This window comes from Rhizobium sp. IBUN (assembly GCF_000510625.1).
GTDB lineage: Bacteria > Pseudomonadota > Alphaproteobacteria > Rhizobiales > Rhizobiaceae > Rhizobium > Rhizobium altiplani.
This window is the reverse complement of record NZ_AZNV01000002.1, coordinates 398,577-416,743: the sequence shown is the minus strand read 5'-3', so window position 1 is coordinate 416,743 and position 18,167 is coordinate 398,577. Positions and strand designations below refer to the sequence as shown.

Below are 18,167 nucleotides of genomic sequence, written 5' to 3'. Positions count from 1 at the left end.
ACCGTCTGATGATGCACGCCAAGTCGTCGTCCCACCGCAAAGAACGACGGGTTCTCGCGGTAGGCCAGCAGCATGGCTGCCCGCGATACCCGGCTCGCCGGCTCGGTTCGAGACCGCGAAAGAGCTGTCAGCGTTTCGATCTCTTGCTCGCTCATCGCCAGCTCAATGACTCGCCGCCTTGGTGCCATGATGAAACTCCTCATTTGAATAATCTCAAACCAGGAATCCACCAGCGCACGTCAGGTTCCATCAAACGCCGCTTTCATGGAATCGGTCGTCTAGACACTGCCACCAAGCGAGGGCGAATGAACTTACGGATCTCATCACTTTCGTCAGCAATGGAACCCAGGCGTAGACAAACGAGCCCGACAGGCTCATCAGCAAACCATAGAAATACTCTTGATGCCGCGTGCCCGTACCCATCACGTCGGTCGTCAGCACCAATCCAGCGAATGCCAAGAGCGCCGCGCCCACCTGCTTTCGGGACACCTTTTCCCGAAGAAGCCACACACCGAGCGCCATCGTCCAGAATGGCTGGATATGGAATACGACAGTGGAAACGCCGATTGACGTACGTGGAATCGCGGCGAAATGGAGCGCCCAGCTAATAATCATCAGAACGCCCGTCGCGACAGCGCCGAGTAGGTCCCGTGCCTGCAGCCTGGTTTCAGCCAACCGCCCACTCAACGCGCCCCACGAAAGCAGAGCAAGAAACCCAAAAAAGCATCGAAATGCTACCGTAGTGAGCGGGTCTTGGTTCGCCTGGAGCACGAAGATGCCCACCGTCCCAAGGATCAGCCCGCCAAGCACAATAAGGATCGTGCCCTGGCGTTCCCGTGAGTCACCCGGGACGGCCAAACCGGCAGATGTTGCAAGTGATGTGAGACCCCGTGTGTCCATCGGAAAATAATGGCGCTGGATCGATATCCAGAAAAGCGAATATCTGTTACAAGTATCATTCGATAATCGAATGGACGGTGAGATGAACGATCTCCAGATTGATTGGCTTAGAACCTTCGTGGCAGTTGTCGACACGGGCTCCATCACGGCAGCATCCCGTCAGGTTTCCCGCTCCCAGTCGGCAGTCAGTATGCAACTCAAGAAGCTCGAGGAATGCGTAGGGAGTTCCTTGCTAAACCGGGGGCCACGCCACCTGTCTCTGACCCCTCCCGGCTTCGATTTACTCGCTTACGCCCGACAACTGATCGAATTGCACGGCCGCGCCCAGATCGCGATGCGCGGATCAACGGTTTCTGGGAAGGTCGCCGTCGGTGTCCCTGACGACTACGTCGCGAGTTACTTCGCGCCAATTTTGCGGACCTTCGCCAACCGTTTTGCCGAAGTAGAAATATCAGTCGTTTGCGAGCCATCGAGTTCGCTATTGCCAAGGATCGACCGTGGTGATTTGGATTTGGCACTCGTGACACGCGATATGGCGACCCGAGGGGAGCCAAATCGCGGCATATTCCTTTTCTACGAACCCTTGGTGTGGGTTGCGTCAGACCAACATGAGGCATGGCGGAAAAACCCGCTGCCCTTGGCTTTGCACGAACTGGGAAACCGCTTCCGTGGCGAAGTTTTGGCAGGCATCGCGGCACTTGGGCGGGACTACCGTGTAGTCTATAGCTCACATAACCTAACGGGACAGTTGGCGGTAGTAGAGGCAGGTTTGGCCGTTGCCGTGCTCGCACGATCCAGCGTTCCCAGCCATTTCAAGTTACTGGATACTCGCCATGGTCTGCCGGAGCTGCCTAAAATGGAGGTAGCCTTGGTTCGCAGCAAAGACTCTAAGCGCTCTGCGGCGGTCGACGCTATGCACAGCGAGGTCCTTCAAGTGTTGAATTTCCAGCCTTGATTTTCCGTGTCCGTTGGCAGCATGGCGCCAGGATGACGCCCCCGAGAGGTGCTGTGGCTCGATGGCGGCATTTTCCGATATGGCTGGATTGTTTAACCACAACTTGATCGAAGGACCATCGATAACCATGACATGATGGACCCGCTTGCCTGTTGACCAAAGCCTCAAGAAGCGTGTGAGACATGGTCGTTTCCGGGGCAACTTTCGTGATGACCGGAGACCACCCATAACGCCAGGTCAGAGCACCGCTTGCCTCCCCGCGATTGCCACGCCTTATTGAAAACGGCGTTCAAAATCACAATCTCAAAGTGATGATTGGAGCCTGACGGATGCTATACCTAACTCTCGCCCTCAGCTTTTGCATTTTAACCAGCACATACTTCGTCGGACGTTTGTACGCCGCAAAGACCCGGTTGGTCGAAAAGGCAATTGAGGAAACGATTGAGCGCAAGCTGTCGACATCCCCGATAAGCGCCGAGCTGCACCGCCTGCGGGAAGAGAACGGAGTGATGCGCAACCTTCTGATCGACATGGTGGAAAACGAGGCTTCGCTAGCCGACGCAACCACAATGTCAGAGGTGGAAAGGACACGCGCGGCAAACGCTCGAACACTCCGGCGCCGGGAGGTTTTCGGTGAGGCGATACTCGTGCTTCAGCAGACCAATGGAGGGCGACCCCCAAGCAGACAGCCGACTGAACGGGCCTAAAGGCAGGCCTGGTGTGAACGTCATCCATCCGCCAATCTAAAAGGGTGGCTCTCACTTGGAAGCCAATCGTCATACCCCGGAAGATGGGCGATAAACTGTCAGGCCTATCAGCCCGTCCAGGCGTATACGTCCGCTGGCTCTGCCACACCCTTAAGCACGAATGAACCAACATTCCTAAACCCTTTCGGTACCTGTGCTGCGAATGGCCTTGATGCCAGAAGGCTGTAGCCGACCGTATCTGCAACTTTTTCGATCCGGGCCGCTTCGTTGACTGCGCGGCCGATCGCCGTGAAATCGAGGCGGCGGGAGGCACCTATGTTGCCGTAGAAAACCTCGCCAACGTGCAGAGCGATATCGACCAACAGCTGCGGCTCCTCTTCATCGTTGCGCCTTGCATTCAGCAATTGATTGGCTTTCATGGCCATCCGAGCCGACGACAAAGCACGGCCACAAGCCTCGGAGGGATCGTCGATGTCAGCAGGGAAAATCGCCAGCAGGCTATCACCCATAAATTTGAGGATCTCGCCACCATTCTCCTCCACCGGCCCGGCGATCGCCTCGAAGTGTTCGTTCAGCCAGCCGACGATCCTCTCCGGTGGCCACCGCTCGTTCAAGGACGTGAAGTCTTTTAGATCGGCAAGCAGGATTGCTGCGTATATCGAGGCGCCATCTCCACGACGGGTCTGTCCGCTGAGAATGCGGCCACTGGTTCGCGTCCCGGTGTAGACGGCAAGCATGTCGGTCGCAACGCGGGTGGTTGCAACTCGGCAGCAAGTCAGTGCCAACGCGGGCATCAAGCGTTCGACGTCTGCAATTTGCTGTTCTGAAAATCCGCCGGGTCCATCGACTGCTATCGAGAAGCCCACGCCACCAAGGGCAGTCTCTCCAGGAAACTCCGCAAGCTTGATCAAGTACTCAGTCGCGCCGAGCTGTGCCAATTCGTCAAACAACGGAAAGCTATTGGTTTCGTTCGCCGGCAGGCTCCACCGGCCGTAGAGAAGGTTATTCGACAGCAGATGGAAGATCGGTGAGCGCTCGAACATCTCCTGTCCCGCGTCATCGTGCCCTTGGATGTCAACGGACATGACCGAGTGTGGCGACCACGCGACCGAAAATCCCTTCTGCATCGGGTCGATGGATGGCATTGCAATCGAGGCGCGGACAATCGGATAACCTAAAGCGACCAATCTTGGCCCAAGTCCCTCCATGATCTGCTCGACGCTCCGGCTGGATAGGCCCTCCCCGATGATCCAGTCGATCAGCTCCTGCAAACCCTGCACGAAAAATCCTCCATCATCGCGCATCCACCATAGGCTGGCACTGGATGCCCGGTCGAGAAGGCAAACGAAATCCAAAAGAAAAAAAGGAGGCTTTCCGACGAGGCGGGCGGTCGTAGAAGCTACCTTCGAAAGTTCTCCGCGCTTGCGGGCCTTTACCGTCGTGGAAGGCCAGAACCAGGTTTCCTCGCCTATTGCTGCCGCCTCATAGGGATGCGCGCCTCTTCGCGAGATTGATTGGCGGGTCGCGGTTTGCGAATGGCTGCGCGGTCGGCCAAAGCAAAAAGGCCGACGCGTCTTTCGCGTCGGCCCCAGTCTGCCGGTTAAGCCGTCGTGAACGGCACGGCTACGAAGGTCGTGTTATTGCCGCGCTGTATCAGCAGCAGCACTGACTTCTTCTTGGCCTTCGCAACATCCGCAACTGCGTTCTTGGCTCCACTGGCATTCTGGATTGTCTTGTCGTTGACTGACAGAATGACGTCACCGGCTTTCAGCCCCGCCGAGGCTGCCGGTTTGTCAGGCGATACGTTGGCAACGACGGCACCTTGGACGTCCTGGGAGAGGTCCAGCCGCTCACGAACTTCCGGCGTCAGGTCGACAAGTGCGACACCAATCCGCGGACCGGCTGGGATCGCCTGTTCGGAGCCTTTGGGAGCAGCAAGCTGAGCCATTCCGTCGTCGCTGCTGCCGATCTCGACCGTGAGGTCGACGCTCTTACCAAAACGCCAAACCGTAACGGTTTTCTTGTCACCAGGGGTAAGATCCGCCACGAGCTGCGACAGGTCCTTCGGTGTCGACACCGGCTTTTCGCCAACCGCCGTAATGGCATCGCCCTGCTTGATACCGGCGCGAGCGGCGGGCGAGTCTTTCGAGACGTTTGCAACAAGCGCACCAGCCGGATTTGCCAGATCGATCGCGTCGGCAACTTCCTGCGTCACCGGCTGGATCTGGACACCGAGGTAGCCGTGGTCGACGGAACCGGCGTTCTGAGAATTTGCGACAACCACCTTTGCCTGATCGGCCTGAATGGCGGATGCGGCAAATGCAGATGACGTTTCGAGGGAGATGGAGGCCGCGCCGATCATAATGGCTACGCCCAGAAGAGCCGCAGATCTGCGGCGATTGACAATGCTTGTCACGATTTCAGTCCTATTAAATTGCTTCACTGCGTAAAGCCTCTCAGTGAAGCTCAACGCTTGGCGAGGATATGAAGCCAGCCAATTATGTTTTCAAATTAAAAGTATATTACAATTTCATTGCCAATAAGTAATGTATTAAAATAATTTAATACTTGATCGCAAGCTTTTGCAACTGTAGCGATGTATTAGCCTTTAGGGAGCTGGCGCTGCATCGTCCGCCCTGGTCGCAAGGGTTTCGCCACAAGGGGGCGGTCACCTCCAAGAAGCTGCGGTCGCCGTTGACCGCGCACGGCCAAGGGCGAAATGACCTCCCGCTGCCTCCTGGTCCTGATCCGCGCTGCACGAGTTTCGCCGAATTCACGGAACCGGGACTTCCAGTCCACTCTTGATGCGGTCCATCGCGACAAACGTCCGGAAACGTTTGACGTTGTTGTTTCCGAAAAAGAGCCGCCGGGTCAGGGATTCATATGCCTTCATGGATGGTACGACGACGACGAGGACAAAATCCGCTTCGCCCGTGACATAGTAGCACTGCTGGATTTCGGGGGTCGCCGCGAATTCCCGCTTGGCGCTTTCGATTTGTTCTGCGGTCTCGCTGATCACCTCCACTTCAACGAAGATTGTGATCGGATGCCCCAGCGCTGCGGGATCGACGATCGCGACATTTGCCTTGATCACACGGGCTTCCGTCATCTTCTTGATCCGGCGCTGAACCGCTGGAGCCGACAGATTGACGGCTTCGCCGATCATTCTCTGCGGCGTGAGGTTGTCCCTCTGGAGGAGGGCGAGGATTTTGCGGTCGAAGTCATCCAAAATGATCTTCTGCGCCAGCGCACCCATACTTTTTCGCTCCCTTGACGAAACAACCTTGCAAATCAGTCCCCAATATTCAGCGCACGATGCGGAGGCAATGCAATATATTTTCCCCTCGAACCCGAGCGAGGCCCCCATGTTTCTCATAAATTCGAATAGCGCCTACAAGTCTCCACTTGACCCACGGGACGCGGAAGCTCTTGGACCGGTGGCTGCCGCGGAGGTCGAGAGGTTCCTGTCGCACCGCCAAAAAAACGCGAAGACGCCCTTGGTGTCCCTCGGCGGCCTTGCCCGCAAACTCGGGGTTTCGAGCATCCATATGAAGGACGAAGGCTTCCGGTTCGGCCTTGGCAGCTTCAAGGCGCTTGGCGGTGCCTACGCGGTGATGCGTCTTGTGCTCGAGGAGGCAAGCAAACGCCTTTCCAGGCAAGTCGATGTAACTGAACTTGGTTCACCGGAGGTCCTGGCCGTGGCAAAAACCATGACGGTTGCCTGTGCCACCGACGGCAACCACGGACGTTCCGTGGCCCAGGGGGCGCAGACCGTCGGCGCACGTGCCGTGATTTTCGTTCACTCGGGCGTCAGCGACCAACGGGTGGCGGCCATCGCAGGATTTGGCGCCGACGTGTGCCGCGTCGAGGGAACCTACGACGACTCTGTCAAGGAAGCGTCCAAGGTTGCGATCGAGCGTGGCTGGACAATCGTGTCGGATACGTCCTGGCCTGGCTATGAGCGCATTCCAAGCCTTGTAATGCAGGGCTACACCGCGATATTCCGCGAGGCACTCCGGGAGTTGCAGGACCCGCCGACCCATGTTTTCGTTCAGTCAGGGGTTGGCGGCATCGCTGCTGCGGCAGCCGGCTATCTCGCGCTTGTCATGGGGGACACACGCCCGATCTTCACAGTTGTTGATCCCGAACGTGCAGCATGCATCGTCGAGAGCGCCAGGGCCGGGCATCCAGTGACGGTTGACCACGGTGAGCCGACAATCATGGCCATGCTCGAATGCTACCAGCCGTCCCTGGTAGCCTGGCGCATCCTTTCGCGTGTGGCCGACGCGTTCATGACCGTAGACGAACACGACGCAGTCACCGTCATGAAGAGGCTGGCCCACCCGGTCGGGGGAGACCCCGCCGTCGTGGCGGGCGAAAGCGGTGGCGTTGGCCTGGCCGGATTGATCAGGGCCATCGGTGATCGGCAGATCAAGGCTCATTTGCGGCTTGGAGATCAATCGCGTGTCCTTGTGATCAACACCGAAGGAGCGACCGATCCGCTCAAGTATGAGGCGATCGTCGGGGAAACACCCGGATCTGTTTTGTCGAGAAACGCAGGGGCGGCGGCATGACTGGATCATCGGTAAATGAGGAACGCTTGCTCGGACGTCTGCGTGAACTCGGCTCCATTGGCAGAGACATGGATTGCCGCCTTGTCAGGCTCGCGGCGTCCGACGCGGACAAGCACGGCCGGGATCGCTTGATCGCCTGGATGCAGGAAGCCGGGCTCGATGTCGCAGTCGATCGCATCGGCAACATCTTCGGCATCTGGGCGCCGATACAGGCCGACGATAAAGCAAAACCGCTGATGCTGGGGTCTCATATCGATACTGTGATCAATGCAGGGGTGTTTGACGGCTGTTACGGTGTCCTTTCGGGACTGGAAGTCGTAGAAACTCTGAAATCGGAGGGCTTCAATCCAAACCGACCTATCGCGATTGCTGCATTTACCAACGAAGAAGGCGTGCGTTATGCGCCTGACATGATGGGGTCGCTGGTCCATGTCGGCGGACTTGATGTCGATGAAGCGCTTGCCACCGTAGGCACCGATGGCTCTGTCCTTGGTGAGGAGCTTGCCAGGATTGGCTATGCCGGACCACATCAGCCCGGCTTCCTGCAACCGCACGCCTATATCGAACTCCACATTGAACAAGGGCCGATCCTCGAGCGCGAGGAGACCACGGTTGGGGCCGTCGAGAACCTGCAGGGCATTTCCTGGCAGCGAGTAACCATCGAGGGAGATGCCAACCATGCAGGCACGACGCCCATTTCGCTGCGCCGCGATGCCGGCTTGGCAGCAGCGCGCATCATCACCTTTCTGCGCGACCGGGCGAAGGCCTCTAACACCCCTACGGTCGCCACAGTCGGGTGCATGGAGTTCGAGCCGAACGCAATCAACGTGATCCCCTCGAAAGCGACTTTCACGGTTGACCTGCGCGATCCCGATGAGGAGAAACTGTTGGCGGAAGAAGCTGCCTTGGCAACATACCTCGATACGGTTGCGGACGATGAGCAGGTCACAATCACCACGAAATGTCTGGCAAGATTTCAGCCGGTGACTTTCGACAGCGGCATTGTGGCGGCGGTCGTGGAGGCTGCGACGGCCCGCGGATTGAAATCGAAAAGGATGACCTCAGGTGCAGGGCACGATGCTCAGATGATCGCCAGGATCGCACCCTCGGGGATGATTTTCGTACCCAGTATCGGCGGCATCAGCCATAACCCCAAGGAATTCACGCCCAACACCGATCTGGTCGCAGGAGCCAATGTGTTGCTTGACGTGGTCCGCAATCTCACCGCACCGGAGAACTGATCTCATGACCGACATTGAGACGCTCCATGCCGAAATGAGCGAGTGGCGGCGACACCTCCATGCCAATCCAGAATTCGGTTTTGCGGAGCAAGCCACGGCTGCGTTTGTCGCCGACAAACTTAGAGCATTTGGCCTCGATGAGGTCGCCGAAGGCGTCGGTGGTACCGGGGTTGTCGGAACCCTCAAGCGAGGGACCGGCAACCGCGCCATCGCCTTGCGAGCCGACATGGACGCCCTGCGCATTACCGAGCAGGGTGACATGCAACATAAATCCCGCAACTGCGGGCTCATGCACGCCTGTGGTCACGACGGTCACACCGCTATGCTCCTCGGAGCCGCGAAGATGCTTGCCGCAGAAGGCGGTTTCGACGGGACGGTCCGCTTCATTTTCCAGCCGGCCGAGGAATGGGGCAAAGGCGCACTCGCGATGATGTCCGATGGTCTTTTCGAGAAATATCCGTTTGATGAAATCTATGGCATCCACAATATGCCGGGTCTTCCTGTTGGCTATTTCGAGACAAAACCCGAAGAATTCATGTCGGCGGAGGACAATTTCGAGATCACGCTCAAGGGCGTCGGGGGACACGCCGCCCGACCGCACTGGGGCAGCGAAGTCCTGGTCGCCGCCTGCGCCATCGTTACCAATCTGCAGACGATCGTCGCGCGGCGCATCGACCCGGCCGACATCGGCGTCGTATCCGTCACTGAGCTCATCACCGACGGCACCAGGAATGCCCTGCCCGGCATGGCACGCATTCTCGGTGATGCCCGCAGCTTCCGCAGGGAGATCAGCGAGCGCATCGAGCAGCAGATGCGGATTATCGCGCAAGGCACTGCGCTTGCCTATAATGTCGAGGCCGATGTCCGTTACACGCGTGAATTCGTTCCACTTATGAACGACACCGCCTTGGCTGCCGAAGCCATGGCCGTGGCGGTGGAATTATATGGCGCGTCGAACGCAAGGGTCGCATCAAAACCGATGACGGGATCAGAAGATTTCGCGCAGTTCCTCAGCCGGGTGCCTGGGTGCTTCGTCTTCCTCGGCAATGGCGAGACATCGGCTCCGCTCCACAATCCGAATTATGACTTCAATGACAACGGCCTTGTCCATGGCATGCGATTTCATGCAGCAATAGCGCGTCGACGCCTAGCAAATTGACCAAAGCGACGGCAGTTGCAGGCAAATTTTCGGCATCCAGGATCTAGCGCCTTGCCACAGAAGACGATCATCGCAACGTGCGACGAAGTGACGTTGGTCCGCCGGTCTTTCTGGGCCCAACGCGGGCGACCTCAATCTCAAAATCGAGCCAAGTACCCTGCGGTCGTTCTCTGCCTGGACCGCGAAAGGGTCGGTGAAAAGTGCGCTTGCGCCATGTGCGAGGTACGATGAACCCGGCGCGCAATTTTCTCGCCCGTTCAAGTCGGCTCGCTTCCCTTTCTCACCAATTCGTCACCGAGCCATCCCGGCGTTTCAGATGAGGCGCCTCCCAGAATTCAAAGCTCTGCCTGGCAATCAACTCCTCGTTCACTTCGACCCCCAGGCCGGGCGCATCGGAAACTGGATAGCAGGCAGCCTCAAGCCGTGGCTGGACCGGAAAGAAGTCAGAATTGTCAAAACCCAGATGCGTCTCCGCGGGGCTCGCCCGCGTTTCCAACCAGGCAAAATTCGCAACCGCGGCGCAGAAGTGGATCGTGGCAGCCGTGCATACCGGGCCGAGTGGATTGTGAGGCATCATGTCGACATAGTGAGCCTCGCTCCAGCCGGCGACCTTCATCGATTCAGTCAGACCGCCGACATTACAGACATCAAGGCGATTGAACTGGTGAATGTCGCGCTCGATGAAGGGCAGGAACTGCCACTTCGACGAGAACTCCTCGCCGATCGCAAACGGAACATCGGTCATTCGACGCAGCGCCTCGTAGGCGCCCGGTGTTTCGTCGCGGATTGGCTCCTCGAGGAAGTCCAGTGTGCCCTTCGGCATCTTCTGGCAGAAGCTTGCAGCTTCAGCGACCGTCAGGCGGTGGTGATAGTCGATGCCTAGCACGATTTCCTCGCCCAGTGTTTCCCGAGCTTTGACGCACCATTTCGCTGTCATCGCGATATGTTCGCGGGGCTCGTAAATCTCCTTGTGCTCGTGACCCGAGGGCGAAAGTCGCATGGCCCTCCATCCATGCTCGACCAGCATCTGTGCCTGCTCGATCATCGCTGGCCCCGGCTCCGCGAAGGTCGTCGCAAAGGTTGGTATCCGGTCGCGCTGCTTGCCGCCGAGCAACTCGTAGACGGGCACGCCAAGCGCTTTGCCCTTGATGTCGTGGAGCGCGATGTCGATCGCCGAGATCGCAGCCTGCAATACGCGACCGCCCTCGAAATACTGGCTGCGATACATCTCCTGCCAGAGCGCTCCGATCTTGAACGGGTCGCGGCCACGCAAGAATTCCGCATAATGTTCCAGCGCACCGACGACCGCCTTCTCGCGGCCGGAGAGTCCACTTTCGCCCCAGCCGAAAATCCCGTCATCGGTCTCGACCTTCACCAGAAGCTGGTTGCGAATGCCAACCTTGACGGCGTAGCTCTTGATTGCTGTGATCTTCATGTCCGTTCTCCGGTTACCAGTGCCAGAGCGTGCCGTCTTCGAGACGGTTCACAGGCAGATAGGCGCGCTGATATGGATATTTCTCGGCAAGCTTTTCATCGATATCGACACCGTGGCCGACCGCATCGCCCGGATGGAGATAACCGTCATCCAGGCTCCAGGCACTCGGGAACACCTCAAGGATTTCCGGCAGGTAGCCCGAATATTCCTGGATGCCGAAATTCGGCACCCAGAGGTCGAGATGCAGGTTGGCGCCGAGGCAGATCGGCGACATGTCCATTGCGCCGTGGCAGGCAGTGCGGACATTGTAGACGCTGGCGAAATCCATGATGCGCCTTTGGGCGGTCACACCGCCGGCATGTACCGTGGTCGTCCTGATGTAGTCGATCAGCTGCTCTTCCATCAATAACCGCGCGTCCCAGATGGTGTTGAAGACTTCACCCACGGCAAGCGGTGTCGTGGTGTGTTTGCGGATCAGACGGAAGCCCTCCTGATACTCGGCCGCCACCGTGTCTTCCAACCAGAAGAGCCGTGCAAATTCGAGGTCTTTACCCAACCGCGCCGCTTCGATCGGCGTGAGGCGATGGTGGCTGTCATGCAGGAGCTCAATGTCCCAGCCATGCGCCTCGCGGACCGCCTTGAAGAGTTCGGGAACATAGCGCAGATATTTCGACGTCGACCATGTTTCTTCGTGGGGAATGGCATCGTCTGCAGCGTTGTTGGTGACCGACTTCTTGCCGGTGCCATAGACGTCGGGCAGGCCGGGAATGCCGACCTGAACACGGATCGCCTTGTAGCCCTGCTCTATCCGCTTGCCGACCGCTTCGACCGCTTCGGCAATATCAGTGCCCTGCGCGTGTGTGTAGCACAGCACCTTCTCGCGGCTGGCGCCGCCCAGCAGCTGGTAAAGCGGCATGTTGGCGGCTTTCGCCTTGATGTCCCAAAGTGCGGTATCGATACCGGCGATCGCCGCCATCGTCACAGGACCGCGGCGCCAATAGGCTCCCTTATAGAAATACTGCCAGATATCCTCGATGCGGCTTGGATCGCGGCCGATGAGCAATGGTGCAAGATGATCCTGAAGATAGGCTACGACGGCCTTTTCACGACCGTTCAGAGTGGCGTCGCCGACCCCTGTCAGCCCCTCGTCGGTGAAGATCTTGACGGTGACGAAATTGCGTCCGGGCGAGCAGACAATGATTTTGACGTCGGTAATTTTCATGACTTATCCGTTGGCTGAAACTGTACGTGCGGGGTCGTAGCGGAACCGGTTGTGGATGCGCCGGTTGCGCGGGTCGGGATGAGGAATGGCGGAGAGCAGCGCGCGGGTATAGTCATGCGCCGGATTGTTGACGACCTGATCGGTGTCGCCCGCCTCGACGATCTTGCCGCGATACATCACAGCAACGCGGTCGCACATGTAGCGGATAACCGACATATCGTGCGAGATGAAGACGTAGGAGAGACCGAGCTCGTCCTGCAACTTCATCATGAGGTCAAGCATCTGTGAGCGCAACGACACATCGAGTGCCGAGGTTGCTTCATCGGCAACAATCAGCCGCGGCTTGAGCGCAATCGCCCGCGCAATACCGATACGCTGTCGCTGACCGCCGGAAAAAGCATGCGGGTAGCGTTCACGCCAGGCCGGTTCGAGGCCGACCTGCTGCATAAGTTCCGAGACCCGATCATCGAGGGATCTGCCCTTCACGCCAGCGAGCTTCAGCGGCTCGGCAATGATCTGGCCGACCGTCTTGCGTGGGCTGAGCGATCCGACCGGGTCCTGGAAGATCATCCGGATATCGTGGCGAACATCCTTCAATGTCGTTTTGTCGGCCGAGCAAAGATCGACCGTGCTGCCGTCAGCGCGGCGGTAATTCATAGCGCCGGCTTGCGGATCGTAAATGCGCAGCAAGCAACGTCCCATTGTCGTCTTGCCCGAGCCGGATTCACCGACGATGCCGAGGGTTTCACCGGCACGAACGATCAGCGACACGTCGTCCACTGCCTTCAGGCCGGATGGGAAAGTCAGCGAGAGGTTCTTGACCGCGAGTAGCGGCGGCGCGCCAACGGGGATTTCGGATCGTGTCAGCCGAACTTCCGCCTTCTTCTCCAACTTGACGACCGAACCGATCAGGCGGCGCGTGTAGTCGTCCTTTGGTGCGTGGAAAATCTGCTCCACGGAGCCACGCTCCATCACCTTGCCCCGATACATCACCAAGACTTCGTCGGCGATTTCGGCAACGACACCCATGTCGTGGGTAATGAAGAGCACGGCCATGCCGTGGCTGTGCTGCAGTCGTTTGATCAGATCGAGAATTTCGGCCTGGGTGGTGACGTCGAGTGCTGTCGTCGGCTCATCGGCGATCAGAACCTGGGGATTGCAGGCGAGCGCCATGGCGATCATGACCCGCTGGCGCATGCCTCCTGAGAATTCGAAAGTGTAGCGGTCGATTGCGGTTTCAGGGCGCGGTATTTCGACCTGGCGCAGCAGCTCGAGAACGCGGTCGCGCTGCGCCTTGCCGCGAACGCCGAAATGTATGCGCAGCGCTTCGCCGATCTGCGCGCCGATACGATGGACGGGCGACAGTGAACTCATCGGCTCCTGGAAAATCATGGCGATCTCCTTGCCGCGAACGCCGCGAATTTCCTTGCCGCGCGGGTCGAGCTTGGCGAGATCCACCGATGTGCCGTCTCCCCGCGTCAATACGATCGAACCATCCTCGATACGACCGGGTTTATCGACGATCTGCAGGATGGAGCGCGCCGTAACCGACTTCCCGGATCCGGATTCGCCGACAACACAGAGTGTCTTTCCGCGTTTCAGCTCGAAGGACACGTCGTCGACCGCCTTGAACAGACCCGTGCGCGTCGGGAAGTAGGTTTTCAGGTTGTCGACCTTGAGGAGTGTATCGTTGTTCATGGTCATGACACCGACTCGTAGGGATCTGCGGCATCGCGGAGGCCGTCGCCGAGGAAGTTGAGGGAAAGCACCGAGATGACAATTGCGGCAGCCGGCGTGAACAGGAGCCAGGGCGCTTGAGCGACCGCACGGATGTTCTGCGCCTCCTGAAGGAGCACGCCCCAGGAAATGATCGGCGGCTGTAGACCGACGCCGAGGAACGAGAGTGCGGTTTCAGCCAGGATCATCGAGGGGATCGCCAGCGTCAGCGTGGCGATGATGTGGCTCATGAAGGACGGCACCAGATGGTGGAAGATGATGCCGAGCTCGCTCATGCCGTCGAGACGTGCGGCAATCACGAAGTCCTCATTGCGCAGAGAGAGAAACTTGCCACGCACCTCCCGCGCCAGGCTCGTCCAGCCAATCAGCGAAACGATCAGGGTGATGACGAAATACGTCCTGAGCGGTGGCCAGCCAACGGGGATTGCTGCCGCCAGCCCCATCCATAGCGGGATCGTTGGGATCGAGCGCAACAGCTCGATGAAACGCTGGATGGCGATATCGGCCCAGCCCCCGAAAAATCCGGATATGCCGCCGATCGTGACGCCAAGGATCAGGCTCATGAAGACGCCGACAAGGCCGATCGAGAGGGAGATCTGTGCACCATGGACCACGCGCGAGAAGATGTCTCGTCCGAGGCGATCTGCGCCAAAGATGTACATGCTGTCTCCCGGCATCGGGTTGGTGAGGCCAAAGAGCTTGGTCCTCATAGGGATGAAGCCGAGGAGAGTGTATGGTTGCGCCGCAGGTACGAAAAAGCCGACCGGGATCGGCTTGGCAGGATCCGGGGTGAACTCACGCCGCATGGATTCTGTGTTCAACGTCATCTTCAGCTGATTGACGTGTGGGCGCAAGGAGCCGTCCAGCAGAAGCGATATACCCTGTGGAGGGGCGTAGGTGAAACGCGCATTGGTCGCGTTGGGATCGAACGGTGCGATGAAATCCGCGAAGGCAGCGACGAGATACATGAACACGATGACGACAAGGCTTGCCAGAGCGATCTTGTGCTTCTTGAATTTCAGCCAGAAGAGCCGCCATTGGCCGGCAACGGCAATATCACTGCGGTGAAGGTCGATCGATGTGCCGGTCTCCGGCGGGAGCTGAGTGATGTCTGTCATTGGAACCGGATCCGCGGGTCAGTGATGGCGAGCAGGATGTCGGAAATCAGCGTGCCGATGATGGTAAGCACCGAAATCAACAGGATGAGCGAGCCAGCGAGATACATGTCTTGTGCAAGCAAGGCGCGCAGCAGCAGCGGTCCCGTCGTCGGCAAGCTCATGACAACCGAGACAATGATCTCACCCGAAATAACGGCGGGCAGGATCCAGCCGAGCGTCGAGATCAGCGGATTGAGTGCAAGGCGCACCGGGTAGCGAATGAGAAGCTCGAATTCGGACATGCCCTTGGCGCGGGCCGTCGTCACGTAGGGCTTGGACAATTCGTCGAGCAGGTTGGCGCGCATGATGCGAACGAGTGCTGCAAGCGAGCCGAGGCCGATGACGAGCACAGGCAGCCAGACGTGTTTGGCAAAATCGCCAAGCTTGGCAAAACTCCAGGCCGCGTCGACGAAAGCGGGCGAAAACAGGCCGCCGACACTTTGGCCGAAATAGGCCGACATGACGTACATCGCCGAAAGCGCCATCAGGAAGTCAGGCACGGCCAGAAAGAAGAAGGCAAGGAAGGTCGCGGAATAGTCGGAGATCGAATACTGGCGCACGGCCGACAGGATGCCGATCGGAATGGCGATCGCCCATACGAAGCAGAGCGTCAGCAAGGACAGGAGGAGAGAGAAGCCAAGGCGGCCCCAGATCAATTCGGTGACCGGCTTGCCGAGCTCGAATGAAATCCCGAAATCGCCATGCATGAGGATCCCGGCCATCCATTTGTAATATTGGAAATACATCGGTTGATCGAGACCGTAGCGCTCACGCATGGCGGCAACCGTGCCCTCTTCGACCGCCCCACCCTGGCTTGCCCAGTCGGCCATCAGAGTCGTGAGATAATCACCGGGCGGGAGTTGGATGATGACGAAGGCGATGATGGAAACGGCAAGGAGTGTCGGTATCGCGAACACCAGCCGTTTGGCGATATAACGGAGCATGATTTCTGACCGCTCGATAGGATCGAAGGGGCGGACCGGGGGGAAGTTTCCCCGCCGGCCCGGAGGAGTTTAGTTAGCCGGCTTGTCGAAGTACCACTGGGTCAGCGTCGGGGCCGGATGCCAGAGATTGCCGGTGATCGGAATGCCGTTGACGACATTCTTCAGGTTCTTCGACACCATCATGTATTTCGGCATGGGGCGCGAAATGCCGATGTTGAGGAAGTTGTCAGCGGAAAGACTGAGGAATTCCTTCATCTTCTCGCGGCGATCGTTGTCGCCTACGGCAGCGTTGACCTTGTCGTAGGCTGCCATGAGAGCCTTGATCTCGGCTGGAGGTTCCTCGCCCGTGGCGTGGTTCGAATACCATTCGCTCCACTTCATCGCGAAGAAGATGTCTGCCTTCTGGAACGGCATGTAACAACGCGGGTCGGTGTAGACTTCAGACAGGCCGCCAACGCAGTTCCAGATATAGGCGTCCTGCTCGTTTGCTGCCCACATGGTGTTCAAGCGAGCGCGATCCGTGGTCCGCAGCTGGATGTCGAGCCCGACGTCCTTGGCGTATTTCTGCACCATCTGCATCACGTCGGGATAGGAGAGCCCGAAAACGTCCGCCACCATGAAGTTGATGGTGAAGCGCTTGCCGCTGTCGTCGAGACGGAAACCTTCCGCGTCTTTCTTCGGCATGATCTTGTCGAGCATGTCGTTGGCAAGCTTCGGATCAAATTCCGTGTATTGCTTGGCTTCACGCTCGTTGAAAAGCTCGTGCTCGGGCTGCGTCGCCACCTGCGCCGGGGCGCCCTGGCCGACATAGACGAGATCGATAATCTCCTGTCGGTTGATTGCGTGGCTGAGCGCGATGCGGAAATCCTTGTTCTGGAAAAGCTTGCGCTTGGTGTCGTCGGTCGAGTTGAGATTGAGCAGGATGACGGCATCATTCGCCGGCAGGTCCTTCACGTCGACAAAGCGATAATTGCCGCTTTCCTGGCCATCGAAGAGCACCGACTTGAAGGTCGAATTATTGATGTGGCGGAACGCGAAATCGAACTCGCCCGAGGTCATCTTCAGCGCCATCAGCTGTGGGTCGTCGAGCTTTGCCCAGGTGACGCCGTCGATATAAGGCAGCTGGTTGCCCTCAGGATCCACCTTCCAATAGTAGGGATTGCGGGTCGCGACGACGCGTTCGCTGTCGGCATAGGGTACCGTCAGGATCCAAGGGTTCATCGTTGGCAGCTCAAGGTTTTGCCAGTAAGGCGGCTGGAAGGTCAGGGAGACCTTCGAGTTGAACAGCGCCACCCAATCGCCTGCAGCCGGATTGGCTTTCAGCAGAGCGGGGATGCCGTCCTTGTTATACTTCTCGTGGAACTGGCTGAGGTAGTGCTTGGGGTAGATGACCGGCAGATGACCCTGGCCGTAGGCGAGTTGCTGCAGGAACAGGCCATAGGGGCTGTCGAATTTGAATTCGACTGTCAGGTCGTCGATCTTGCGCACTTTTACCGGTTTTCCCGCGACCGTAAAGGTCGGGTTCTTGGCCGGCGAAAGCGCGTCGTTCATGAACACGTCTTCGTACCAGAACATGATGTCGTCGGCCGTGAAAGACTGGCCGTCGCTCCACTTCAGCCCCTTGCGAAGCTTGAAGGTATAGGTGGTGGCATCATCCGATGCGGTGAATTCCTCCGCCAGCGAAGGTATCACCTTCTGCCAGGTCGGATCCCAACGAACGAGCAGTTCATTGGCGATGGTGCGGGTCAGATTGTACTGGTCGCCATTGGCGAGAATGGTGGTGCGCAGCGTGCCACCGTATTTGCCTATTCCATCAACCATAGCTTCGACGAAGGGATGCTCAGGAAGGCGATCGGCAACGGCTGGCAGCTTGCCGGCCTTCACTTGCTCGTCGAGCATTGGCGCCTGTTTGAAATCCACCGCAAAGGCAGGAGCAATCGCTCCCAAGAGCGCCGCACTCAACAACCCCGTCGATAGGACGAGGCCACGCAGCTGTTGCTGGTAACCCATTCTTTTCCTCCTGATAACCGGCCCTCTCCGCCGACTGAAAACGAAAGCCAGGTCGGCTATCGCGTGGAGCGAAAACTTTCAGATCGTACATTATATGTCAATCGGAATGTACAAACAATTTGAAGA

General features: G+C 58.4%; 14 protein-coding genes and 1 pseudogene. 4 read left to right on the top strand and 11 right to left on the bottom strand.

What is annotated here, in order from left to right:
• A pseudogene (locus RHIBUN_RS35110) lies at positions 1–188 on the bottom strand (IS630 family transposase); the annotation flags it as partial.
• 61 nt (positions 189–249) lie between these two features.
• A complete protein-coding gene (locus tag RHIBUN_RS0104050; RefSeq protein ID WP_025658569.1) occupies positions 250–900 on the bottom strand; it encodes a DMT family transporter in 651 nt (216 codons plus the stop codon).
• Positions 901–982: 82 nt separating this feature from the next.
• Here RHIBUN_RS0104050 and RHIBUN_RS0104045 point away from each other — a divergent pair, with 82 nt between their 5' ends.
• A complete protein-coding gene (locus RHIBUN_RS0104045; RefSeq protein ID WP_025658568.1) occupies positions 983–1,855 on the top strand; it encodes a LysR family transcriptional regulator in 873 nt (290 codons plus the stop codon).
• A gap of 814 nt (positions 1,856–2,669) precedes the next feature.
• On the opposite strand, the gene RHIBUN_RS0104035 is transcribed toward RHIBUN_RS0104045, so the two are convergent.
• The 3 genes from RHIBUN_RS0104035 to RHIBUN_RS0104025 form a co-directional block, all read right to left on the bottom strand.
• Positions 2,670–3,842 carry an adenylate/guanylate cyclase domain-containing protein gene (locus tag RHIBUN_RS0104035; protein WP_025658566.1) on the bottom strand — a complete coding sequence of 391 codons (1,173 nt, stop codon included), beginning with the start codon at positions 3,840–3,842 and terminating at the stop codon, positions 2,670–2,672.
• A gap of 320 nt (positions 3,843–4,162) precedes the next feature.
• Complete coding sequence (locus RHIBUN_RS0104030) at positions 4,163–4,978, bottom strand: PDZ domain-containing protein (protein ID WP_156932671.1); 816 nt, start codon at positions 4,976–4,978, stop codon at positions 4,163–4,165.
• Between the two features lie 357 nt (positions 4,979–5,335).
• Positions 5,336–5,818: an Lrp/AsnC family transcriptional regulator gene (locus RHIBUN_RS0104025; RefSeq protein WP_025658564.1), complete on the bottom strand. Its 483-nt coding sequence runs from the start codon at positions 5,816–5,818 to the stop codon at positions 5,336–5,338.
• Between the two features lie 109 nt (positions 5,819–5,927).
• On the opposite strand from RHIBUN_RS0104025, the gene RHIBUN_RS0104020 reads away from it, so the two are divergent.
• Genes RHIBUN_RS0104020 through RHIBUN_RS0104010 form a run of 3 tightly spaced genes read left to right on the top strand, consistent with a single transcriptional unit; the run spans position 5,928 to position 9,536 of the window.
• Positions 5,928–7,136: a diaminopropionate ammonia-lyase gene (locus RHIBUN_RS0104020; protein WP_025658563.1), complete on the top strand. Its 1,209-nt coding sequence runs from the start codon at positions 5,928–5,930 to the stop codon at positions 7,134–7,136.
• A complete protein-coding gene (locus tag RHIBUN_RS0104015; protein WP_025658562.1) occupies positions 7,133–8,377 on the top strand; it encodes a Zn-dependent hydrolase in 1,245 nt (414 codons plus the stop codon). The genes RHIBUN_RS0104020 and RHIBUN_RS0104015 overlap by 4 nt, the downstream gene beginning before the upstream one ends.
• A gap of 4 nt (positions 8,378–8,381) precedes the next feature.
• Positions 8,382–9,536: an amidohydrolase gene (locus tag RHIBUN_RS0104010; protein ID WP_025658561.1), complete on the top strand. Its 1,155-nt coding sequence runs from the start codon at positions 8,382–8,384 to the stop codon at positions 9,534–9,536.
• Positions 9,537–9,816: 280 nt separating this feature from the next.
• On the opposite strand, the gene RHIBUN_RS0104005 is transcribed toward RHIBUN_RS0104010, so the two are convergent.
• From RHIBUN_RS0104005 to RHIBUN_RS0103980, 6 genes are all read right to left on the bottom strand, one after another.
• Positions 9,817–10,971 (bottom strand): mandelate racemase/muconate lactonizing enzyme family protein, encoded by a 1,155-nt coding sequence (locus tag RHIBUN_RS0104005; RefSeq protein ID WP_025658560.1) that lies wholly within the window; start codon positions 10,969–10,971, stop codon positions 9,817–9,819.
• Positions 10,972–10,984: 13 nt separating this feature from the next.
• Entirely contained in the window at positions 10,985–12,193 is a 1,209-nt protein-coding gene (gene manD, locus RHIBUN_RS0104000; protein WP_025658559.1) for a D-mannonate dehydratase ManD, read from the bottom strand.
• Between the two features lie 3 nt (positions 12,194–12,196).
• Entirely contained in the window at positions 12,197–13,897 is a 1,701-nt protein-coding gene (locus RHIBUN_RS0103995) for an ABC transporter ATP-binding protein (RefSeq protein ID WP_025658558.1), read from the bottom strand.
• Entirely contained in the window at positions 13,894–15,048 is a 1,155-nt protein-coding gene (locus RHIBUN_RS0103990) for an ABC transporter permease subunit (RefSeq protein ID WP_025658557.1), read from the bottom strand. The genes RHIBUN_RS0103995 and RHIBUN_RS0103990 overlap by 4 nt, the downstream gene beginning before the upstream one ends.
• Positions 15,045–16,031: an ABC transporter permease gene (locus RHIBUN_RS0103985; protein WP_025658556.1), complete on the bottom strand. Its 987-nt coding sequence runs from the start codon at positions 16,029–16,031 to the stop codon at positions 15,045–15,047. The genes RHIBUN_RS0103990 and RHIBUN_RS0103985 overlap by 4 nt, the downstream gene beginning before the upstream one ends.
• Positions 16,032–16,100: 69 nt before the next feature.
• Positions 16,101–18,041, bottom strand: a complete 1,941-nt coding sequence (locus RHIBUN_RS0103980) for an ABC transporter substrate-binding protein (protein ID WP_025658555.1) — start codon at positions 18,039–18,041, stop codon at positions 16,101–16,103.
• Positions 18,042–18,167: the final 126 nt, after the last annotated feature.

Bases quoted from the DNA above. Each gene is read 5' to 3' on its own strand.
- RHIBUN_RS0104050 (WP_025658569.1), bottom strand. From the start codon at position 900: ATGGACACACGGGGTCTCACATCACTTGCAACATCTGCCGGTTTGGCC.
- RHIBUN_RS0104045 (WP_025658568.1), top strand. From the start codon at position 983: ATGAACGATCTCCAGATTGATTGGCTTAGAACCTTCGTGGCAGTTGTC.
- RHIBUN_RS0104025 (WP_025658564.1), bottom strand. From the start codon at position 5,818: ATGGGTGCGCTGGCGCAGAAGATCATTTTGGATGACTTCGACCGCAAA.
- RHIBUN_RS0104020 (WP_025658563.1), top strand. From the start codon at position 5,928: ATGTTTCTCATAAATTCGAATAGCGCCTACAAGTCTCCACTTGACCCA.
- RHIBUN_RS0104015 (WP_025658562.1), top strand. From the start codon at position 7,133: ATGACTGGATCATCGGTAAATGAGGAACGCTTGCTCGGACGTCTGCGT.
- RHIBUN_RS0104010 (WP_025658561.1), top strand. From the start codon at position 8,382: ATGACCGACATTGAGACGCTCCATGCCGAAATGAGCGAGTGGCGGCGA.
- RHIBUN_RS0104005 (WP_025658560.1), bottom strand. From the start codon at position 10,971: ATGAAGATCACAGCAATCAAGAGCTACGCCGTCAAGGTTGGCATTCGC.
- manD (WP_025658559.1), bottom strand. From the start codon at position 12,193: ATGAAAATTACCGACGTCAAAATCATTGTCTGCTCGCCCGGACGCAAT.
- RHIBUN_RS0103995 (WP_025658558.1), bottom strand. From the start codon at position 13,897: ATGACCATGAACAACGATACACTCCTCAAGGTCGACAACCTGAAAACC.
- RHIBUN_RS0103990 (WP_025658557.1), bottom strand. From the start codon at position 15,048: ATGACAGACATCACTCAGCTCCCGCCGGAGACCGGCACATCGATCGAC.
- RHIBUN_RS0103985 (WP_025658556.1), bottom strand. From the start codon at position 16,031: ATGCTCCGTTATATCGCCAAACGGCTGGTGTTCGCGATACCGACACTC.
- RHIBUN_RS0103980 (WP_025658555.1), bottom strand. From the start codon at position 18,041: ATGGGTTACCAGCAACAGCTGCGTGGCCTCGTCCTATCGACGGGGTTG.